A 16,138-nucleotide genomic window follows, 5' to 3' on the forward strand; every position below is an offset into this window, starting at 1 on the left:
CCGTTTCATCATCTGACATCAAAAACTGCCTCCTCATTCGGGGTTACTTTCCGGGGAGCCGCGTCGACATCATGGGGGAATCGGAACCGCAATGCTGCGGCGGCACAGGCAGCGGCCAGGACGATGGCAGCACCGAGTAGCAGAGCGTCGCGATACCCGTCTCGCAGCAACGGAGTGACGACGAGTGGACCGAGAATCTGACCGACGCTGTATCCAGCGGTCAGCAACGCCACGGCGCGTGGGAACTGCAGGTGCGCGCCGATGGCCAACACGATCGACCCGATACCGAGGAAGGTCACGCCGAACAGAAAAGCGGAGATCAGCGCGGGGCCGACGCCGCCGATCAGAGCAGGCAGCGCTATGCCGACCGCCTGAATCAACAGGGCAGCGAGTAGGAGGGTCGGCCGCGACCAACGCAGGCTGAGCCAGGCCCACAGGGCGCACGAGGGAAATGCGGCCAACCCGACGACTATCCAAGCGCCGCTGCCCACCCATTCAGGTGCGGCGAGATCGATTGCGGCAACAAGGAACGTGCCCGCGATGATGTACCCGATGCCTTCCAGGAAATAACTGATGAACAGGGCGGTGAACCAGGATTGGGGACTGGGAGTTCCCGGCGCGTCCGGTGTGATGATCGGACGCGGTTCCGGTGTCAGCCCCCAGGCTACGGCCGCACACACCACTGCGAGGGCAGCAGATGCCAGCCAGGCAGCGCTCCAGGTGCCGACGAAGCGGACGACGAACACGAGGACCCCGGACAGGGCGATACCCAACCCAACTCCGCCGAATCCCCATCCGGCCAGGAATTGGGACTGCCCCCGAAGGTGCGCGTGCAAAGCGCTGACGACGATCATGAATACGAGCGCACTGGCAATGCCTGCGACGAGCCTCAGGCCGAACCAGATCGATCCGTCGTGGGTAGTGGGCATGAGCGCCAAAGTCGCGATGAGGACCACCAACGACGTACGCATCACCGCTGCCGAGCGCACCACGCCGGGAATGAGGATTCCCGCGAGCGCGCCGATCAGGTACCCGACGTAGTTGGCCGTGGCCAAGGTGGCGCCGAGCGAGGCGGACAGACCGGCCTGCGTGTGCATCAACGGCAGAATCGGTGTGTAGACGAATCGACCGATTCCCATGCTCGCGGCCAGCGCAGCGGCAGCTTGGACGGCGTGCGCTCGCGGGGAGACACCGTTGTGGACTGTGGTCATGGTCTTATCGTGTGCCGCGGCCGCGCCGGACCGCCACGACCGCTTTGCTCCTGACTGATAGGCACAACCTCCCACCGCACGTAGCATGAAGGATCGTGGAGCTGCGTCAGCTGAGATACTTCGAGGTCGTCGCCGAAGAACTGCACTTCGGCCGAGCCGCGGCGCGGCTACTGATAGCCGGGCCGTCATTGTCGCAGCAGATCATGGCACTCGAACGCGACCTCGGCGTCAAGCTGTTCGTCCGCGACCGCCGTTCCGTCGCTCTGACGCCGGCCGGCTCGGCGCTGCTCCCCGACGTCCGCGCGCTACTCGAGAGAGCCGAGAATCTGCGTCGACGCGCGGAGCGTCTGTCCGGAGCAGAGCCCGTCCGCATCGGCTACGTCAATTGGCTCCCCACGGATCTGATCGCGCGCACTTCGGGGGTCGCGCAACTGCACATCGACCCCTGGGTGGTGCCCTCGCACGCGCAGGCCGCGCGGGTGGCGGACGGCAGCCTCGACCTGGCGATCGCCTGGGTACGGAAAACCGAGGTCGCCCAACATGGTCTGAAGGCCAGACTGCTCGGCGCGGATCGGCTCTACGCGGTCTCTGCCGGAGTTGACACCACACCGGTGCAGGCGCGAGACGTGGTCGTACTAGTCGACGACGACACCACCTCCTGGTATTCGTGGAACGTCTACGCCGAAGAATTCGCTCGCGATACCGGCGCACAGATCCTGCGCATCAACGACGGTGGTATCACCGGCCCGGCATTCTTCGATCACGTCCGTGCCATCGGCCGTCCGGTCGTCAACTCGCCCAAAGGGCAGACCATCACGCTGCCAAGCGATCTCACTGCACGTCCGGTGATCGACCCCGCGGCAATCTGGACGTGGTCACTCCTGTGTCGCGAGAACGAAACGCGTCCTGCAGTTCTCGCGGCCGTCGACGCTCTCACCCGGGACGTCGCTGATCTCGGAATCCACGAATACGGAATATGGCTGCCCATGGACGATCCTTACCGGAGGCATTGATGACACGACGGGCTATTCGCGTTTTCTGGGGACGACGTCCGGAATCGGTGCAAGCCGTGGCCACCCGGTGGCGCCAAACCTTGGAACAAGTCGAGTTCCTGTTGCCCGAGTCGGTCGACGGATCGTGGCAACAGGTCCATTCCTCCGGACCTGCCACTTCCGTAACCGTCGACCAGTTGGCACAGCTGCTAGAGAACGCGCAGGCTGCCGAAGACTGGTCGGATCGTCTGGGAATTGGATTGAGGCTCGTATCCGGTAGCGATCCCGATTGGGGACTTGAGCTATCTGGATTAGCCGGCGGCGAACCGGAAATTATTCTTCAGTCGATGGTTCTTGCTGTCAGCGCGCCGGACACTGCCGAAGTTCCTGAGACGGAACTACTTCGGATGCTCGCCGCTGTATGGGAACCTGATTTCGGAGACGTCACCGACGACAACATCCTCGACGCTCTCGAAGACGAAGCCGGATTTCGCGTCGGCGATCCCGTAATCGGCCGAGTCGGCTACCTCTGCGCCGGACGCGCTGAAGCAGTCCCCGACAACCTGAAAGCAGAAATTGCCGCATTACCGGGTGGTGGCGTGCTGTTACGGATCGGGGCGGCCGGTGATGTCGATGCAGTCGTCAGAGCATACGAGCGCTTCCGCGGCGCCGGGGCGCTCGAACCTCTTCCGCGTCCACTGGATCGGGCAATCTTCTGATGCCGTTCGCGGCATCATGGACCCTCGCTTCACCCTTCGCGCGTCTACGTGTTCTCGCCGCTCCGCCGCCTGGCAGAAATTGCGCCGTGGGGTCGGTAACCGCTTCCCGTTCGGGTATGGGTCTCGACCACTTCGAAGCCCGCTGTAGCCAGAACCCGGCTGAGTTCGGCCACCGGCCATCGATAGCCAGTCGTCGCCGCGTGATCGAAAGGCTCTACGGCTGCGCCTTCGAAGAAACCAACCAGCAACCCACCACCCGGCCGAATCACACGCGCGAACTCGGCGAGCGGCGCCTCGATATCTTGCGGATTGTGGTGGATGAGTGAGTACCAGGACAGCACTCCCCCCAGAGAATCTGCCTCGGCGTCCATTGCCTCGAAGCCCCCGATATCGAAGGAAAGATCTGGGTACTGCGCACGGGCTCGTTCAACGAACTGAGGAACCAGATCAATCCCGCTCACAGCCAGTCCACTCTGGGCCAAGAAGTCCGTCCACTGCCCAGGCCCGCACCCAGCGTCGAGCACGGGACCTGTCAGGCTGGCGGCCCAGCTGGTCACCAGGGCCCGATCGGATGGGTGCGTCGACTCCATCGAGCCGAAGAGATCGGTGTACTCCTGGGATCTGGCCGAATACGACTCTCGGACGATTTCGCGTCGGCCGGCGCTCGAGTTCTCCATGCCGTCAATGATCGCCGATCTGTGTAGTGGCCCGAAACAGATTTAAGTTCTACGCCGCGAACACTACCTTCGCAGTAATGGCCGAACTTGCGAATCTTCATACAGCCCTTAGGATCACACTTCTAGCGCCTCTACTTACCGTCTCCGTTCGCGCCGCCGCCCCGAGCTTCGATAGCCTCGACGGACTTCTTGAACGACTTACCCAACACTTGAGAGCCGAAGAGTCCGAGTACTGATGCCAGGAGCTTTCCCTTGAGGTTCTTCCCGTCGCGGACCACGACTGCATCTACATCGGTGATACCTGTGGGTTGCTGCGTCAGAGTGTAGGTGTGGCCGGACGCGCCACCCCACAAGTTCGAGTCGGTGGTCGTCATCACGACGCGATGCGGGTCAGTCCAGTCGTAGTGCAGTCGTTCCCAGATACCCCCCGAGCCCTCCGTGACATCGGCATCGTGGGGGCCTTCGTGGTGCACTTTGAGGTAGTTGTCTGCGCTGCGGCCGAAGATTTCCTCGCGCCCCGGGCCGAAGTCGGTCAGCCCGGCAAGGACCTGCTCGGGCGTCGCGGTGGTCGTCTGGTGAAGATGGATCGTGGTCATGGCGCCTTCCTTGAACACTTGGATGATCCGCTCCGGTCCAAAAACCGGGAGGTGACTCATCCAGCACACCATTCTCACGAGCGTTGCGAAAGAGGGAGGTACGGCAACTCGGTCGCCGACCTCGCTGGGAGCGTCGCAACGGGTTCACGTCTACTCCAAATGCAGTAGTCGAAGTTGATCCATCTGGACGATCCCCGACGCACCCAATGCCCGGCGCTACGAAGGCAAAGTCGTCTTCATCACCGGAGCCGCCCGCGGCCAAGGACGCGCCGAAGCAGTCCGCTTCGCCGCTGAAGGCGCAGACATCATCGCCCTCGATATCTGTGCAGACTTACCTACTACCGAATATGCCGGTGCCACACCAGAAGACCTCGCGGAAACAGTGCGGCTGGTCGAGCAACACGGCCGGCGCATCGTCACAAGCATTACCGACATCACCGACTTCGATGCCCTCACAGCCGCAGTCGAACACGGAGTCGGCGAACTGGGCAGGCTCGACGTAGTCGTTGCCAACGCAGGCATGACCACCGCATCCTTGTCCTGGGAAATCGATCTAGATCACTGGCACGCCACCATCGACAACAACTTGCACGGCGCCTTCTACACCGCCAAAGCGACGGTACCGATCCTGATCGAACAGGCGACCGGCGGCGCGATCGTCTTCACCAGCTCGGTCGCCGGACTGAAGGGCCTACCGTTTCTTGCGGACTACGCAGCTGCCAAGCACGGGGTGACAGGTCTCGCGAAGACGATGGCGAACGAACTGGCAAGGTATCGAATTCGCGTCAACACCGTCCATCCCCACGGTGTCGCCACAGGTCTCACCGTCCCCGAACTGCATCAAAAGATGGAGACGCGCCAGGACCTCGAATTGCTGTTCATGGGAAGTCTCCCTGACCAGGTGAGCCAGTCCGAAGACATCGCGGCAGCTGTTGCCTGGATCGCATCCAACGAAGCCCGCCACGTCACCGGTATCCAACTGCCCGTGGACCTAGGACGTACCAACCGCTGACACACGGCGGCGGATCGTTGCGAATCCCCAGCACAGGCGAGCGACGATGCCACGTTCCGCGACGCCTCCCTCTGGGCGGGGAGGAGAATGGCGACTATGTCCTTGCTCGAATTCGAAAACCTCATCCGGCGCCCATGGTTCCGGCAGGTCGAGGCGCTGGACCGGATAGCTCTGGTGGTCTCGATACTCGCCGTATGCACCGAGGCATTTCGGATGGTGGCCGAATCTGCACCACTCGGTGGGTACGTTGCCATCGCAGTCACTGCTCTCGGCGTCGCCATATCGCGGCGCTATACGTGGGCTGGTCTGACTGTTGTACTGGCAGGGTCCGTGATCGATGCAATCTTCTGGGATCCTTTGGTGCCATGGACTGTTGCGGTCTTCACTGTCTTTTCGCTGACTCTGCGTGGGACCTCCGGGCTGGGCACCGGCCTGGCCGCAGGCTTCGTGGCCTACGCAGCTTCCGTGTACGCCGATTCCGCCGGACTTCTCGACTCGGCCGCTGTTGCGGGATTCGCTTCCGCGATAGCAGCAGCCGCCGCAGGAAACGCTCTCCGCAACCGAGAGCGCTACTGGAAGGCACTCGAGGAACGGGCACTGGATGCGATTGCCACGCGTGAGAGTGAAACGAATCGGCGTGTCGCAGAAGAACGTTTGCGGATCGCGCGCGATCTCCACGACATGGTCGGCCATGAAGTTGCCGTAGTGAGTATGAATCTTGGTGTGGCGGAGGTGAATCTGCCTCCGGATTCGGAACGATCTCGGCAGGCGCTCGACGCGGCCCGCGTCGGCGTTTCAGCGGTACTCAACGAGACTCAAAGTATTCTGAATATATTGCGCGGTGATTCGAGCCCCATCGAGGATCAGACCCAACCCGTTCCGGGTGTCGATCAGATTTCCGGACTGATCGATTCCTACCGACGGATCGGGTTGAAAGTCAATGCCGAAATCGACACAGTTGCAGATAAGTTGGATCCAACTGTCGACGCGGCAACCTATCGGATCGTGCAGGAAGCCTTGACCAACGCGCATCGGCACGGAGACAGTGAGGTCGACCTGACGCTCAGATCCGCAGGCGGTTCCATCGTCGTCGAGGTAGCCAATCGACGCGGCAGTATCGGATCGAGAAATCGACCGGGAGAAGGCTACGGTTTGGTAGGGATGCGTGAGCGTGCGACATCTGCCGGTGGTGTGCTCGATATCGGAGGCGACGAAACGATGTTCACAGTGAAAGCGACCATACCCACCCAAGGGAGGTCGATCCGGTGATACGGGTAATGATCGTCGACGACCAGGAAATGATTCGCCAAGGGCTGCGTGCCATCCTCGCCGGAAACGACCGTATCGAGGTCGTGACGGATGTCGCCGACGGGTACCAGGCAGTCGAAGTGGCGAGGACCGACCAGATCGACGTCATATTGATGGATATTCGTATGCCGGGCATCGACGGCGTGGAAACGATTCGACGCATCCGCGAGTTCGCACCGGCAGAGACCGTCAAAATTATCGTTCTGACAACCTTCGATCACGATGCGACAGTGCTGGCAGCACTGCAAGCCGGCGCCAACGGGTTCCTGAGCAAAGCTGTCAGTCCCACCGAACTAGCCACTGGTATCGAAGCAGTAGCCAGTGGTGGTGGCGCACTGTCGGGTTCGGCTGCAGCATCGGTAATCAGCCGAGTCTCCGAACAACCAGTGCGCACAGTGGACGCGGCGCTGGCTGCTCGGTTCTCTGCGCTGACTCCTCGTGAGCGCGAGGTGGTAATCGCCGCAGCTGCAGGCAAGAGCAATACCGAGATTGCGTCCGACATGTTCCTGTCTCCGTTCACCGTGAAGACTCATGCGGGCCGCGCGATGATCAAGGTGGGCGCCCGGGATCGTGCCCAGTTGATTGTATTTGCCTATCAGGCTGGGTTGGTCGCCTGATCGCGTGTTTGGGCTGCCTGCCCCGGCCGGTGTACTTCATTTACAGTAGTTATTTCGGTCTCGATGGACGACGACGTTGGGCCGCTTCCCAGGGAAACTGAAACAGTCCTCTTCGCATGAGTTGTTGTGTGCGAACTGTTTTCACTTTCTTGTCAGGAGAATCATGCCCCTCGTACTAGCGTGGATAGGGCGATTCAGCGCCCGCCACCGACTTCTTGTCGTCCTCGCGTGGCTACTCGCGCTTTTTGCGCTGGCGGGCGTATTGGTCTCGGGTGGGTCGTCGGAGGAGAGCGCGTCGGCGTCGATTCCGGACACCCGGGCTTCACAGGCCATGGAGGTGATGAACCAGAAGTTCCCGTCCACCGGCCAGCCCGAAAGAGCACCGGGCAGTGTGCAGTTGGTGATGCAGACAACCGGCGGCGCGAGCGTGACGGATACCGATGTGCGCACTCAGATCGACGGTCTACTCGACTCTGCGTCGACTGTCGCGGATGTCGTCACAGTCAGCGACCCGTTCGACTCGTCGCACCCATTCGTTTCAGCGGACATGACGACCGCCGTCTCGACTGTCATTTTCGCTGCGATGGACGAAGACCAGCAGCATGCCGCATATGACGCTATTTTGGCAGTCGCGGACACCGCTCCGAACACCCTGGTGGCAGAGGTCGGTGGGCAACTCTTCGAACCCGCGACCTCGGTAGGCGGTATCGGCGAAATTGCCGGCGTCCTTGTGGCATTCGTCGTTCTGTTTCTCACCTTCGGTTCCCTTCTTGCCGCGGGCGCGAACATGCTCGTTGCGCTCAGCGGCGTCGCCGTCGGCACCCTCGGGGTCCTGGCCTACGGCACCATCAGCCCGATCGAACCGACCACCATCACCTTGGGCACCATGCTCGGCTTGGCAGTAGGTATCGACTACAGCCTGTTCATCCTCACAAGATTCCGCGCCGAACTACGCGATGGTCACAGCATCGAGAAGGCTGTCGGCCGGGCAGTCGGCACGGCCGGAACAGCAGTCGTGTTCGCCGGCCTGACCGTCATCATCGCATTGGCCGGTTTGCGCGTGGTCGGGATCAGCTTCATCACCGACATGGGTATGGGCGGAGCGTTCGGAGTTCTTGTCGCAGTAATGATGTCGTTGACCCTGTTGCCGGTGCTGATGCGCACGCTCGGCCTGCGGGCGCTGCCGCGCAAGGAACGCCACATTGTCGCAGCTGTGCCTGCCGTCGCGTCACATGCTGCTGACGAAAAGCGCAGTAGTAACGCATTTTTCGCAGCATGGGTCGGATTCCTGGTGCGGCGTCCGGTGATCTCGATCGTCGCCGGCATCGGTGTCCTACTGATCGTGGCCATTCCGCTGCTCGGGATGAAAACCGCGCAGAACGTTCCCGGTGGCCTTGATCCTTCGTCTACGCAGCGTCACGCCTACGATCTGATCGTCGAAGAATTCGGCGGCATCCAAAGTCCGCTGATGGTGATCGCCGAAGGCGACAACGCAACGAATACCGCTGCGGTGCAAGAGCAACTCACCAACCTCGACGGTGTACAGAGTGTTGATCCGGGCGTGCTCAGTGAAGACGGAACCGCGGCACTATTCCGCCTCGTGCCGACGGGTGGCCCTATCGACGAGAACACCGAGAACCTGGTCGACAACATTCGGGACCGGGCAGACATGGCGCCTGGTGTTCACCTCGAAGTGACCGGTGAGACCGCAATCGGCATCGACATGGACGCCGCACTGCACCAAGCGTTGATCAAATACGTCGTGGTGATCGTCCTTCTGTCCTTCGTACTCCTGACCATCATGTTCCGATCCCTACTCGTACCGTTGATCGCCACACTCGGATACTTGCTCTCGGTCGGCGCCGCCTTCGGCGGCAGCGTCGCAGTGTTCCAGTGGGGCTGGTTGGATGCGATCATCCCTGCACCGCAAGGTGATCCGATGCTCAGCGTCCTGCCGATCATCCTCGTGGGAGTGCTGTTCGGGCTGGCCATGGACTACCAGGTGTTCCTGGTCTCCCGCATCCAGGAAATGCACAGCCGCGGAATGTCGCCCAAGGACGCGGTGATATCCGGCTTCAAGACATCCGGACCGGTTCTCGTTGCGGCAGCAGCGATCATGGTGTTCGTGTTCGCCGGTTTTGCCACCAGCACCATGGCGGTCGCGGCGTCGATCGCATTCGGGCTTGTCGTCGGAGTCCTCGCGGACGCTTTCATCGTGCGTATGATCTTGATGCCCGCGATGCTTGCGCTGCTGGGCAAGAGCGCATGGTGGCTCCCGCGCTGGCTGGACAAGATCATTCCCGACCTCGATATCGAGGGCCGCGCACTCGACGAGCACCCCGACGCGAAGTCCGAAGGAAATTCACAGCCCACAGCTGTGCTGGTTCCGTGACAATTCTTGATTGACACGGTGTTTTGTGGGGGCGGCACGTAGCCGCCCCCTGGGAACTCGTTCACTCTCCCCCACTAGGTCGACGGGCGAGAGCCACTGCGCATCCAGGAGGAAGCAATGGAAGGCGATGTCGTGCGAATAACAAACTTACTCAGCGCAATTCAGCAAGTCGAGCTATCGCTGGAGGAACTGAAAGACGCGGCTGATCTCTACGTCGCCGGTCCGACTCCGAGCAGTTCGGTGTTTCTCGAACTGACCCGCGCGCAATTGGTCCTCGTCGCACTGGAATTACCACTTATCGAGTGAATGTCGAGAAGGCGCAGTCTGATCCTGCGCCAATACAACACTTGGCCGATCCCTGACAAGTCCCACCGCCCTTGGGCCACAAGGTCGACCAGACCAACGGACACCTCCGACGGCGTCGTCACCGACAGCAAAGGCAATGCCGGCCGACAGACTCCGCGGGGTCGGCTTTGCGATCAATGCGGCAGGAGAGCGGCCACCTGGCCCCTGATGTCCGCGTCGATCTCATCGACACCACGAGCCATATTGATCGTTGCCGCCATCGCAAGAAACATGATCGCCGAGACGACGTGCGCCAGCGTCGCGGCATCGGCTTCACCGACCCGTCCGCCTCGGCGCAGCACGCCTGCGATGGCTTCCTCGGTCTGGCCGACGATGTTGAGCGCTTCCGCGTGGTGCGGTTCGTCGGGGTTACCGAAGACCATCTCTCGCAGGTAGGTGCGCCCGTTGTCGATCTGGGTGCGGTTACATCGCACGATCGGTCGGACGATCGCCATCACCGCCTCGAGTACGTCGGGGATGTTTTCGGCATCTGTACGACCCCGCTCGAGTGCGCCGCTGTAGTTCGCGTTCTGCACAAGTAGGAGCAATTCGCCCTTCGTCTTGGCATACAGGAACACCGTCCCTGTCCCGACGTCGGCTTTCTCGGCGATCTGTTGGGTGGTGACCTCGTCGACGCCGTACTCGGCGAAGAGTTCACTGGCAGCGGCTGTGATGCGGTCGAGTTTCTGCTGCTTGTTTCGCTCGCGCCGTCCGGCTGGCTGGGGAACGGATGACATGACGGATATCCTTCGGAATAAATTATGAGTACATTCAGTTCTGAGTAGAGTCACTATTGATGCGGTTCAGGTGTTCATCTCGATCGTCCCACGAGAGTCACATCTGCTTCGCGCCGGTGACCTACGTGACCGGCCGATCAACCTAAGGAACACCCAACTCATGACCTCACCTTCACTCTGGCAGCCGTTCACTCTCGGGCGCGTCGAACTTCCGCACAGACTCGCCTTGGCGCCGATGACCCGCAACCGGGCAAATCCGGACGGCACCCCGGGCCCGCTCGTAGCGACCTACTACGGCCAGCGCGCCTCGCTCGGACTGGTCATCACCGAGGGCACACAGCCCTCCGACGACGGCCAGGGTTACCCGAACACGCCGGGGATTTACACCCCGGCACATATCGAGGGCTGGTCGAATGTCGCTGACGCGGTCCATGCCGAAGGCGGGGCGTTGTTCATCCAGCTGATGCACGTCGGCCGGATGTCGCACCCCGACAACACCACACACCACCGCCAGCCGGTAGCGCCGTCGGCCATCTCTGCCGATCAGGACATGTTCACCGCAACAGGTCCGCAGAAAACTCCGGTGCCGCGAGAGCTGAGTATCTCGGACATCGAGACCACGATCGCCGATTTCCGCCACGCCGCCGCCTCCGCCATCGCGGCCGGCGCCGACGGCGTGGAAATTCACGGCGCTAACGGCTACTTGCTGCACCAATTCCTCTCGCCGAACTCGAACCACCGCGCTGATCAGTACGGCGGATCGGTGGAAAACCGGTCGCGCTTCGTGATCGAGGTCGCCGCCGCGGTGGCCGAGGAGATCGGAGCCGACCGGGTGGGAATCCGACTGTCGCCGTCGATGCCGTTGGGCGGGATCAACGAGGGTGATATCGAAAGCGTTCGAACCCAGTACACGCACCTGGTCGGGGAACTCGCGGCGCTGAACCTTGCCTATCTTCACGTCCACCATGTCGGTGACGACGAATTGCTCCGCTCTTTCCGCGATGTGTGGCCGACTGCGGTACTCGTGGTGCGCTACGGACGCACGCGGGAGCAGATCGCCGACGACATCGACGCCGACCTGGCCGATATCGCGCCACTGGGACAGTTCGCGCTGGCAAACCCCGACGTCGTCGAACGCCTGCGCAACGATGCCCCGCTCAACGATGTGGACCCGACCACGCTCTACGGCGGTGGCGAAACGGGGTACACCGACTACCCGACACTCGCGCGCGTCTGACCACCATCCTCGCAACAGAAAGAGCCTGACATGCCTTCACTCAACGGATCCGTCGTCCTCGTCACCGGAGCGAACGGCGGCATCGGCACTCACTTCGTCCGCGAAGCTCTTGCCCGCGGCGCGTCGAAGGTTTACGCCACCGCGCGCACACCTCGTACATGGGATGACGAGCGGATCGTCCCCCTCACCCTCGACGTCACCGATCCCTCGTCCATCCAGGCCGCCGTCGCCGCCGCACCGGACGTGACCGTTCTGATCAACAACGCCGGCGCCTCGCCGTCCAGCCCAGGCATCCTCACCCACACCGATGAGGAGATCCGCACCAACGTCGAGACCAACTTCCTCGGCCCCCTCTTCCTGGCCCGCGCTTTTGCCCCGGTCCTTGCGGCCAAGGACGAGTCGGTCATCATCGATATCCACTCGCTACTGAGCTGGTACGCCGTCGCCGGCATTTACAGCGCCACCAAGGCAGCTTTGTGGTCGGCGACCAATTCCCTGCGACTCGAACTCGCACCTGCGGGTGTGCACGTCGTCGGGGTACACGTCGGCTACGTCGACACCCCCATGGCTGCGCACTCCACTGATCCCAAGACACAGCCCGCGGATCTTGTGCGCACTGTGTTCGACGCAGTCGAGGCCGGCGAGTACGAAGTCCTTGCCGACGAAGCCTCCGCTCAGGTCAAGTCGGGACTCAGCGCACCCATCGAAGCGCTCTACCCCCAGCTCAAGGCCACCGACGCCTGAACAGCCAGCGGAGGCGTCGCGGAACAGAGATGACCGCGACGCCTCGCTGGCTACCTGTCCCCACAGCAGAAGGATCAACGCCATGAAAGCGTTTGTCGTCACCAAATACAAAGGGCCACTGCAAGAATCCGACGTCCCAGAGCCGGTAGTCGGTCAGCATGACGTACTCGTGCGAGTGGACGCGGCCGGGCTGAACCAACTCGACGAGAAGATTCGTGCCGGCGAATTCAAACAGATACTCCCCTATACGCTTCCGTTGATCCTCGGCAACGATCTCGCCGGTGTTGTCATTGAGGTCGGCGCGAAAGTGCGGTCCTTCAAACCCGGCGACGAGGTCTACGCCCGCCCCGACAAGGATCGCATCGGGACGTTCGCGGAGCGCATCGCAGTCGCAGAGGCCGATCTTGCCCTCAAACCGGCATCAATCAGCATCGAGGAAGCAGCTTCATTGCCTCTGGTCGCGTTAACCGCATGGCAGGCGCTGGTCGAGCGCGGCAACGTCCAGCCAGGACAGAAAGTTCTCATCCACGCCGGCGCCGGTGGTGTCGGATCCATCGCGATCCAACTCGCCAAACATCTCGGCGCAACTGTGGCGACCACAGCAAGCGCCGCCAACGCGGACTTCGTCCGCGGCCTCGGCGCTGACGTCGTCATCGACTATCGCAGCCAGGACTTCGAGCAGGTCCTCCGCGATTACGATCTCGTGCTCGAGAGCCTCGGCGGGGAGAACCTCGAAAAGTCGCTGCGTGTGCTGCGTCGCGGCGGCAAGGCGATCGGGATCTCCGGCCCCCCGGACCCCGCCTTCGCCCGCGAGAACGGCCTCAATCCGCTACTGCGCCTGGCGATCACCGGCCTCAGCTTTGGCATCCGACGCCAGGCCCGCAAGCTGGGCGTGAGCTACGAGTTCCTCTTCATGCATGCCAGCGGTGACCAACTCCGCCACATCACAGGGCTCGTCGACGACGGCGTGCTCCGCCCTGTCGTCGGACAGGTCTTCCCGTTCCACCAGACCCCGCAGGCGCTCCAGGCACTGAGCAAGGGCGGGATCCGCGGCAAAGCTGTCATCAGTAACACCCGACGCAACGAACCCACCACCGAAACAGGAACATCCCGATGAGTACCGACAACGGCCCCGTCATCACGTCCTACGCGAAGGCGCGCACCCGAACCGTCACCGCCGGCGACGTCACCTATGCGTACCGCGAACTCGGACCGAAGGGCGGAATCCCCGTCGTCTTCTTCGTACACCTCGCCGCGAACCTCGACAACTGGGATCCGCGCATCGCTGACGCCATCGCGAAGGACCACCACGTCATCGCCTTCGACAATCGTGGCGTCGGTGCCTCCACCGGGAAAGTTCCCGACAGTATCGACGCCATGGCCGATGACGCCGTCACCTTCATCAAGGCCCTCGGATTCGACAGGATCGATATTTTCGCGTTCTCCCTCGGCGGCATGATCGCCCAGGCCCTCGTACTCGAGCACCCCGAACTCGTGCGCAGACTCGTCCTCACCGGGACCGGACCCGCAGGCGGTAAAGACATCGACAAGGTCGCCGGCACAACCTATTACGACCTGCTGCGAGCTACTCTGACGCGGTCCGACCCGAAGGAATTCCTGTTCTTCAACCGCAACACCACCGGCAAACGCGCCGCTGCTGCATTCGTCAAACGACTCGAAGAGCGGACCGAAGACCGCGATACATCCGTCTCGGTCAAAGCATTCCAGACCCAACTCAAAGCCATCAAACGATGGGGACGCTCCACACCGGTAGATCTGACTGCGATCAGCGCGCCCACCTTGATCGCCAACGGGGATCACGACCGCATGGTTCCGTCGAACCTCTCCGAAGACTTGCACCGCCGAATCCCCGGAAGCGAACTGATCATCTACCCCGATTCCGGGCACGGCGGCATATTCCAATTCCACGACAAGTTCGCCCCCTCCGCCGTCGAGTTCCTCTCACACTGAACGCAGAAACGGCGCCAAGACAGGTACCGGCTCACCACGGGCAGGTCGTCCTGATCTCGTCGGTGCTCGGCGTCCTGGCTCGCCTTGACCAGCGCGGATCCCAAATACAGACCTCCACCCCGACCACATCACGGAAGAAGATCTCATGACCACCTGGAAAGACGTGCCGACCAGCAACATCAACGTGGACGGAGTACGTTACGTCTACCGCGAACTCGGCGCCGACTCCGAAGTACCGGTGGTCTTCCTGCACCATTTCACCGCAGTCCTCGATGACTGGGATCCCCGCGTCATCGACGGCATCGCCACCCAACACCGCGTCATCGCCTTCGACAACAGAGGCATCGGCGGCACCAACTCCAAGGTGCCCGCCGACCTCGAGCAGATGGGCGCCGACGCTATCGCCTTCATCCGGGCGCTCGGTCACGAGAAAGTCGACCTCTTCGGCTTCTCCGTGGGCGGAGCCGTGGCTCAGATGATCGCCCTACAGGCACCAGACCTCGTACGCCGCATGGTCGTTGCCGGCACGGGACCACGCGGCGGCGGCGGAATCTGGAAGATGCCGTTCATTGTCGGCGGCGCTTACGCCAAGGCGGCGCTGGCCCGCAAGGACGCCCGCCACTTCCTCTTCTTCCCCCGCAACGCGGAGGGCAAGAAAGCCGCAAACGCCTACTTCGACCGCCTCGCCGAACGAACCACCGACCGCGACAAGCCGATCTCGAACCAGGCCCGCATCGCGCAGCTCCGAGCCATCACCACCGGCGGACTCCACGCACCGGACGACCTCTCGAAGATCACCGCGCCGGTCTTCGTCGCCAACGGCGACAACGACCTCATGGTCGCCAGCGAGCACTCCGAGGACCTGGCCAGGCGCCTGCCCAACTCCAAAATCACGATCTACCCCAACTCAGGGCACGGCGGCATCTTCCAGTACCACGAGACCTTCGTCCCCGAAGTCCTGAAGTTCCTAGCCGACTGACGAAATCCAACCCTGGGAACAGCTCGCCCCTCACGGTGAGCTGTTCCCGGTTTTCCGAGAACAGCCAAGGAGCCAGCTCGATTTTCAGCCAATCTGTTCTCCTCGAAGATTCTGCCCGCAAGTACCCCGAATACGATGCCGCCAACTGAGCACCGGCAGAACAAATATTTGACCAATCGGTGCGAGAACTCCCATCAACTGACCCGGCAACGCGAACGCACCATGAAAGGGTTTCGCACTCTCAGCTCAGCCCAACGATTCCTCGCCGTTTTCAGCCGGATCTCCCAACACTTCCACTCGCCCCGTCACCGTATGACCGCCACCGACCACCGCACCGAGATAGCCGCTCGATTCCAAATATGGAATCAGGCTACCGAACTGAACGTCGCTGCTTGACCGATCGCTCCGGGTGATTGCCTGCTATTCCCGAAAACTGCTGCATCCCAAACAACTTGACAGCGCCTGTTTGACAGCGCATTTCGCCGGGGTCGGCGTCGGGCAGCCCCGCTGCGATTGAACGTCCAGCTCTGAGGGAAACGGAAGGCGATTGTGTGCGAATGACGAACTTGCTCAGTGTAATTCTTCAAGCCTAGGTGTCGCT

At 62.0% G+C, this 16,138-nt stretch carries 17 protein-coding genes; 13 read left to right on the top strand and 4 right to left on the bottom strand.

Annotation, left to right across the window (positions count from 1 at the left end; genetic code table 11):
- Nucleotides 1-8: 8 nt before the first annotated feature.
- Entirely contained in the window at nucleotides 9-1,211 is a 1,203-nt protein-coding gene (locus tag FEZ60_RS23970) for a YbfB/YjiJ family MFS transporter (RefSeq protein WP_172937158.1), read from the bottom strand.
- Nucleotides 1,212-1,306: 95 nt separating this feature from the next.
- Between FEZ60_RS23970 and FEZ60_RS23975 the strand changes: the two genes are divergently transcribed.
- On the top strand, nucleotides 1,307-2,224 hold the full coding sequence (locus FEZ60_RS23975) for a LysR family transcriptional regulator (RefSeq protein WP_172937159.1): 918 nt from the start codon (nucleotides 1,307-1,309) through the stop codon (nucleotides 2,222-2,224).
- Nucleotides 2,224-2,922: a hypothetical protein gene (locus tag FEZ60_RS23980; protein ID WP_172937160.1), complete on the top strand. Its 699-nt coding sequence runs from the start codon at nucleotides 2,224-2,226 to the stop codon at nucleotides 2,920-2,922. Before FEZ60_RS23975 ends, FEZ60_RS23980 begins: the two co-directional genes overlap by 1 nt.
- A 44-nt stretch (nucleotides 2,923-2,966) precedes the next feature.
- Here the strand turns inward: FEZ60_RS23980 and FEZ60_RS23985 are convergent, their stop codons facing one another.
- On the bottom strand, nucleotides 2,967-3,599 hold the full coding sequence (locus FEZ60_RS23985; RefSeq protein ID WP_172937161.1) for a class I SAM-dependent methyltransferase: 633 nt from the start codon (nucleotides 3,597-3,599) through the stop codon (nucleotides 2,967-2,969).
- 131 nt (nucleotides 3,600-3,730) lie between these two features.
- Nucleotides 3,731-4,195, bottom strand: a complete 465-nt coding sequence (locus FEZ60_RS23990; protein WP_033233906.1) for a hypothetical protein — start codon at nucleotides 4,193-4,195, stop codon at nucleotides 3,731-3,733.
- 190 nt (nucleotides 4,196-4,385) lie between these two features.
- On the opposite strand from FEZ60_RS23990, the gene FEZ60_RS23995 reads away from it, so the two are divergent.
- The 5 genes from FEZ60_RS23995 (at nucleotide 4,386) to FEZ60_RS24015 (ending at nucleotide 9,830) form a co-directional block, all read left to right on the top strand.
- The gene (locus FEZ60_RS23995) at nucleotides 4,386-5,207 is read left to right on the top strand and encodes a mycofactocin-coupled SDR family oxidoreductase (protein WP_172937239.1); all 822 of its coding nucleotides are present in this window, start codon (nucleotides 4,386-4,388) and stop codon (nucleotides 5,205-5,207) included.
- Between the two features lie 96 nt (nucleotides 5,208-5,303).
- Nucleotides 5,304-6,476: a histidine kinase gene (locus tag FEZ60_RS24000; RefSeq protein WP_172937162.1), complete on the top strand. Its 1,173-nt coding sequence runs from the start codon at nucleotides 5,304-5,306 to the stop codon at nucleotides 6,474-6,476.
- Nucleotides 6,477-6,484: 8 nt separating this feature from the next.
- A complete protein-coding gene (locus FEZ60_RS24005; protein WP_202026459.1) occupies nucleotides 6,485-7,132 on the top strand; it encodes a response regulator transcription factor in 648 nt (215 codons plus the stop codon).
- 163 nt (nucleotides 7,133-7,295) lie between these two features.
- Nucleotides 7,296-9,524, top strand: coding sequence for an MMPL family transporter (locus tag FEZ60_RS24010; protein WP_172937163.1), 2,229 nt, complete (start codon nucleotides 7,296-7,298; stop codon nucleotides 9,522-9,524).
- A gap of 132 nt (nucleotides 9,525-9,656) precedes the next feature.
- Entirely contained in the window at nucleotides 9,657-9,830 is a 174-nt protein-coding gene (locus tag FEZ60_RS24015; protein ID WP_155276680.1) for a hypothetical protein, read from the top strand.
- A 173-nt stretch (nucleotides 9,831-10,003) separates the two neighbouring features.
- Here FEZ60_RS24015 and FEZ60_RS24020 read toward each other — a convergent pair whose 3' ends face one another.
- The gene (locus FEZ60_RS24020) at nucleotides 10,004-10,606 is read right to left on the bottom strand and encodes a TetR/AcrR family transcriptional regulator (RefSeq protein WP_172937164.1); all 603 of its coding nucleotides are present in this window, start codon (nucleotides 10,604-10,606) and stop codon (nucleotides 10,004-10,006) included.
- A 160-nt stretch (nucleotides 10,607-10,766) separates the two neighbouring features.
- Between FEZ60_RS24020 and FEZ60_RS24025 the strand changes: the two genes are divergently transcribed.
- The 6 genes from FEZ60_RS24025 to FEZ60_RS24050 all read left to right on the top strand — a co-directional run bounded on the left by FEZ60_RS24025 (nucleotide 10,767) and on the right by FEZ60_RS24050 (nucleotide 15,933).
- Nucleotides 10,767-11,843 (top strand): alkene reductase, encoded by a 1,077-nt coding sequence (locus FEZ60_RS24025; RefSeq protein ID WP_033233795.1) that lies wholly within the window; start codon nucleotides 10,767-10,769, stop codon nucleotides 11,841-11,843.
- 30 nt (nucleotides 11,844-11,873) lie between these two features.
- Entirely contained in the window at nucleotides 11,874-12,587 is a 714-nt protein-coding gene (locus tag FEZ60_RS24030) for an SDR family oxidoreductase (RefSeq protein WP_172937165.1), read from the top strand.
- Nucleotides 12,588-12,669: 82 nt separating this feature from the next.
- Nucleotides 12,670-13,704, top strand: coding sequence for an NADP-dependent oxidoreductase (locus tag FEZ60_RS24035; RefSeq protein ID WP_172937166.1), 1,035 nt, complete (start codon nucleotides 12,670-12,672; stop codon nucleotides 13,702-13,704).
- Nucleotides 13,701-14,558 (top strand): alpha/beta hydrolase, encoded by an 858-nt coding sequence (locus tag FEZ60_RS24040; RefSeq protein WP_172937167.1) that lies wholly within the window; start codon nucleotides 13,701-13,703, stop codon nucleotides 14,556-14,558. Before FEZ60_RS24035 ends, FEZ60_RS24040 begins: the two co-directional genes overlap by 4 nt.
- Nucleotides 14,559-14,703: 145 nt before the next feature.
- Nucleotides 14,704-15,537: an alpha/beta hydrolase gene (locus tag FEZ60_RS24045; RefSeq protein WP_172937168.1), complete on the top strand. Its 834-nt coding sequence runs from the start codon at nucleotides 14,704-14,706 to the stop codon at nucleotides 15,535-15,537.
- Between the two features lie 135 nt (nucleotides 15,538-15,672).
- Nucleotides 15,673-15,933, top strand: coding sequence for a DDE-type integrase/transposase/recombinase (locus tag FEZ60_RS24050; RefSeq protein ID WP_084702556.1), 261 nt, complete (start codon nucleotides 15,673-15,675; stop codon nucleotides 15,931-15,933).
- Nucleotides 15,934-16,138: the final 205 nt, after the last annotated feature.

The sequence above is a fragment of the Rhodococcus sp. MS16 genome (genome assembly GCF_013277795.1).
Classification (GTDB): domain Bacteria; phylum Actinomycetota; class Actinomycetes; order Mycobacteriales; family Mycobacteriaceae; genus Rhodococcus_F; species Rhodococcus_F globerula.

Coding starts and splice junctions, on each gene's coding strand:
- FEZ60_RS23970 (WP_172937158.1), bottom strand. CDS start 1,211: ATGACCACAGTCCACAACGGTGTCTCCCCGCGAGCGCACGCCGTCCAA.
- FEZ60_RS23980 (WP_172937160.1), top strand. CDS start 2,224: ATGACACGACGGGCTATTCGCGTTTTCTGGGGACGACGTCCGGAATCG.
- FEZ60_RS23985 (WP_172937161.1), bottom strand. CDS start 3,599: ATGGAGAACTCGAGCGCCGGCCGACGCGAAATCGTCCGAGAGTCGTAT.
- FEZ60_RS23990 (WP_033233906.1), bottom strand. CDS start 4,195: ATGACCACGATCCATCTTCACCAGACGACCACCGCGACGCCCGAGCAG.
- FEZ60_RS24000 (WP_172937162.1), top strand. CDS start 5,304: ATGTCCTTGCTCGAATTCGAAAACCTCATCCGGCGCCCATGGTTCCGG.
- FEZ60_RS24005 (WP_202026459.1), top strand. CDS start 6,485: ATGATCGTCGACGACCAGGAAATGATTCGCCAAGGGCTGCGTGCCATC.
- FEZ60_RS24010 (WP_172937163.1), top strand. CDS start 7,296: ATGCCCCTCGTACTAGCGTGGATAGGGCGATTCAGCGCCCGCCACCGA.
- FEZ60_RS24020 (WP_172937164.1), bottom strand. CDS start 10,606: ATGTCATCCGTTCCCCAGCCAGCCGGACGGCGCGAGCGAAACAAGCAG.
- FEZ60_RS24025 (WP_033233795.1), top strand. CDS start 10,767: ATGACCTCACCTTCACTCTGGCAGCCGTTCACTCTCGGGCGCGTCGAA.
- FEZ60_RS24030 (WP_172937165.1), top strand. CDS start 11,874: ATGCCTTCACTCAACGGATCCGTCGTCCTCGTCACCGGAGCGAACGGC.
- FEZ60_RS24035 (WP_172937166.1), top strand. CDS start 12,670: ATGAAAGCGTTTGTCGTCACCAAATACAAAGGGCCACTGCAAGAATCC.
- FEZ60_RS24040 (WP_172937167.1), top strand. CDS start 13,701: ATGAGTACCGACAACGGCCCCGTCATCACGTCCTACGCGAAGGCGCGC.
- FEZ60_RS24045 (WP_172937168.1), top strand. CDS start 14,704: ATGACCACCTGGAAAGACGTGCCGACCAGCAACATCAACGTGGACGGA.
- FEZ60_RS24050 (WP_084702556.1), top strand. CDS start 15,673: ATGCCGCCAACTGAGCACCGGCAGAACAAATATTTGACCAATCGGTGC.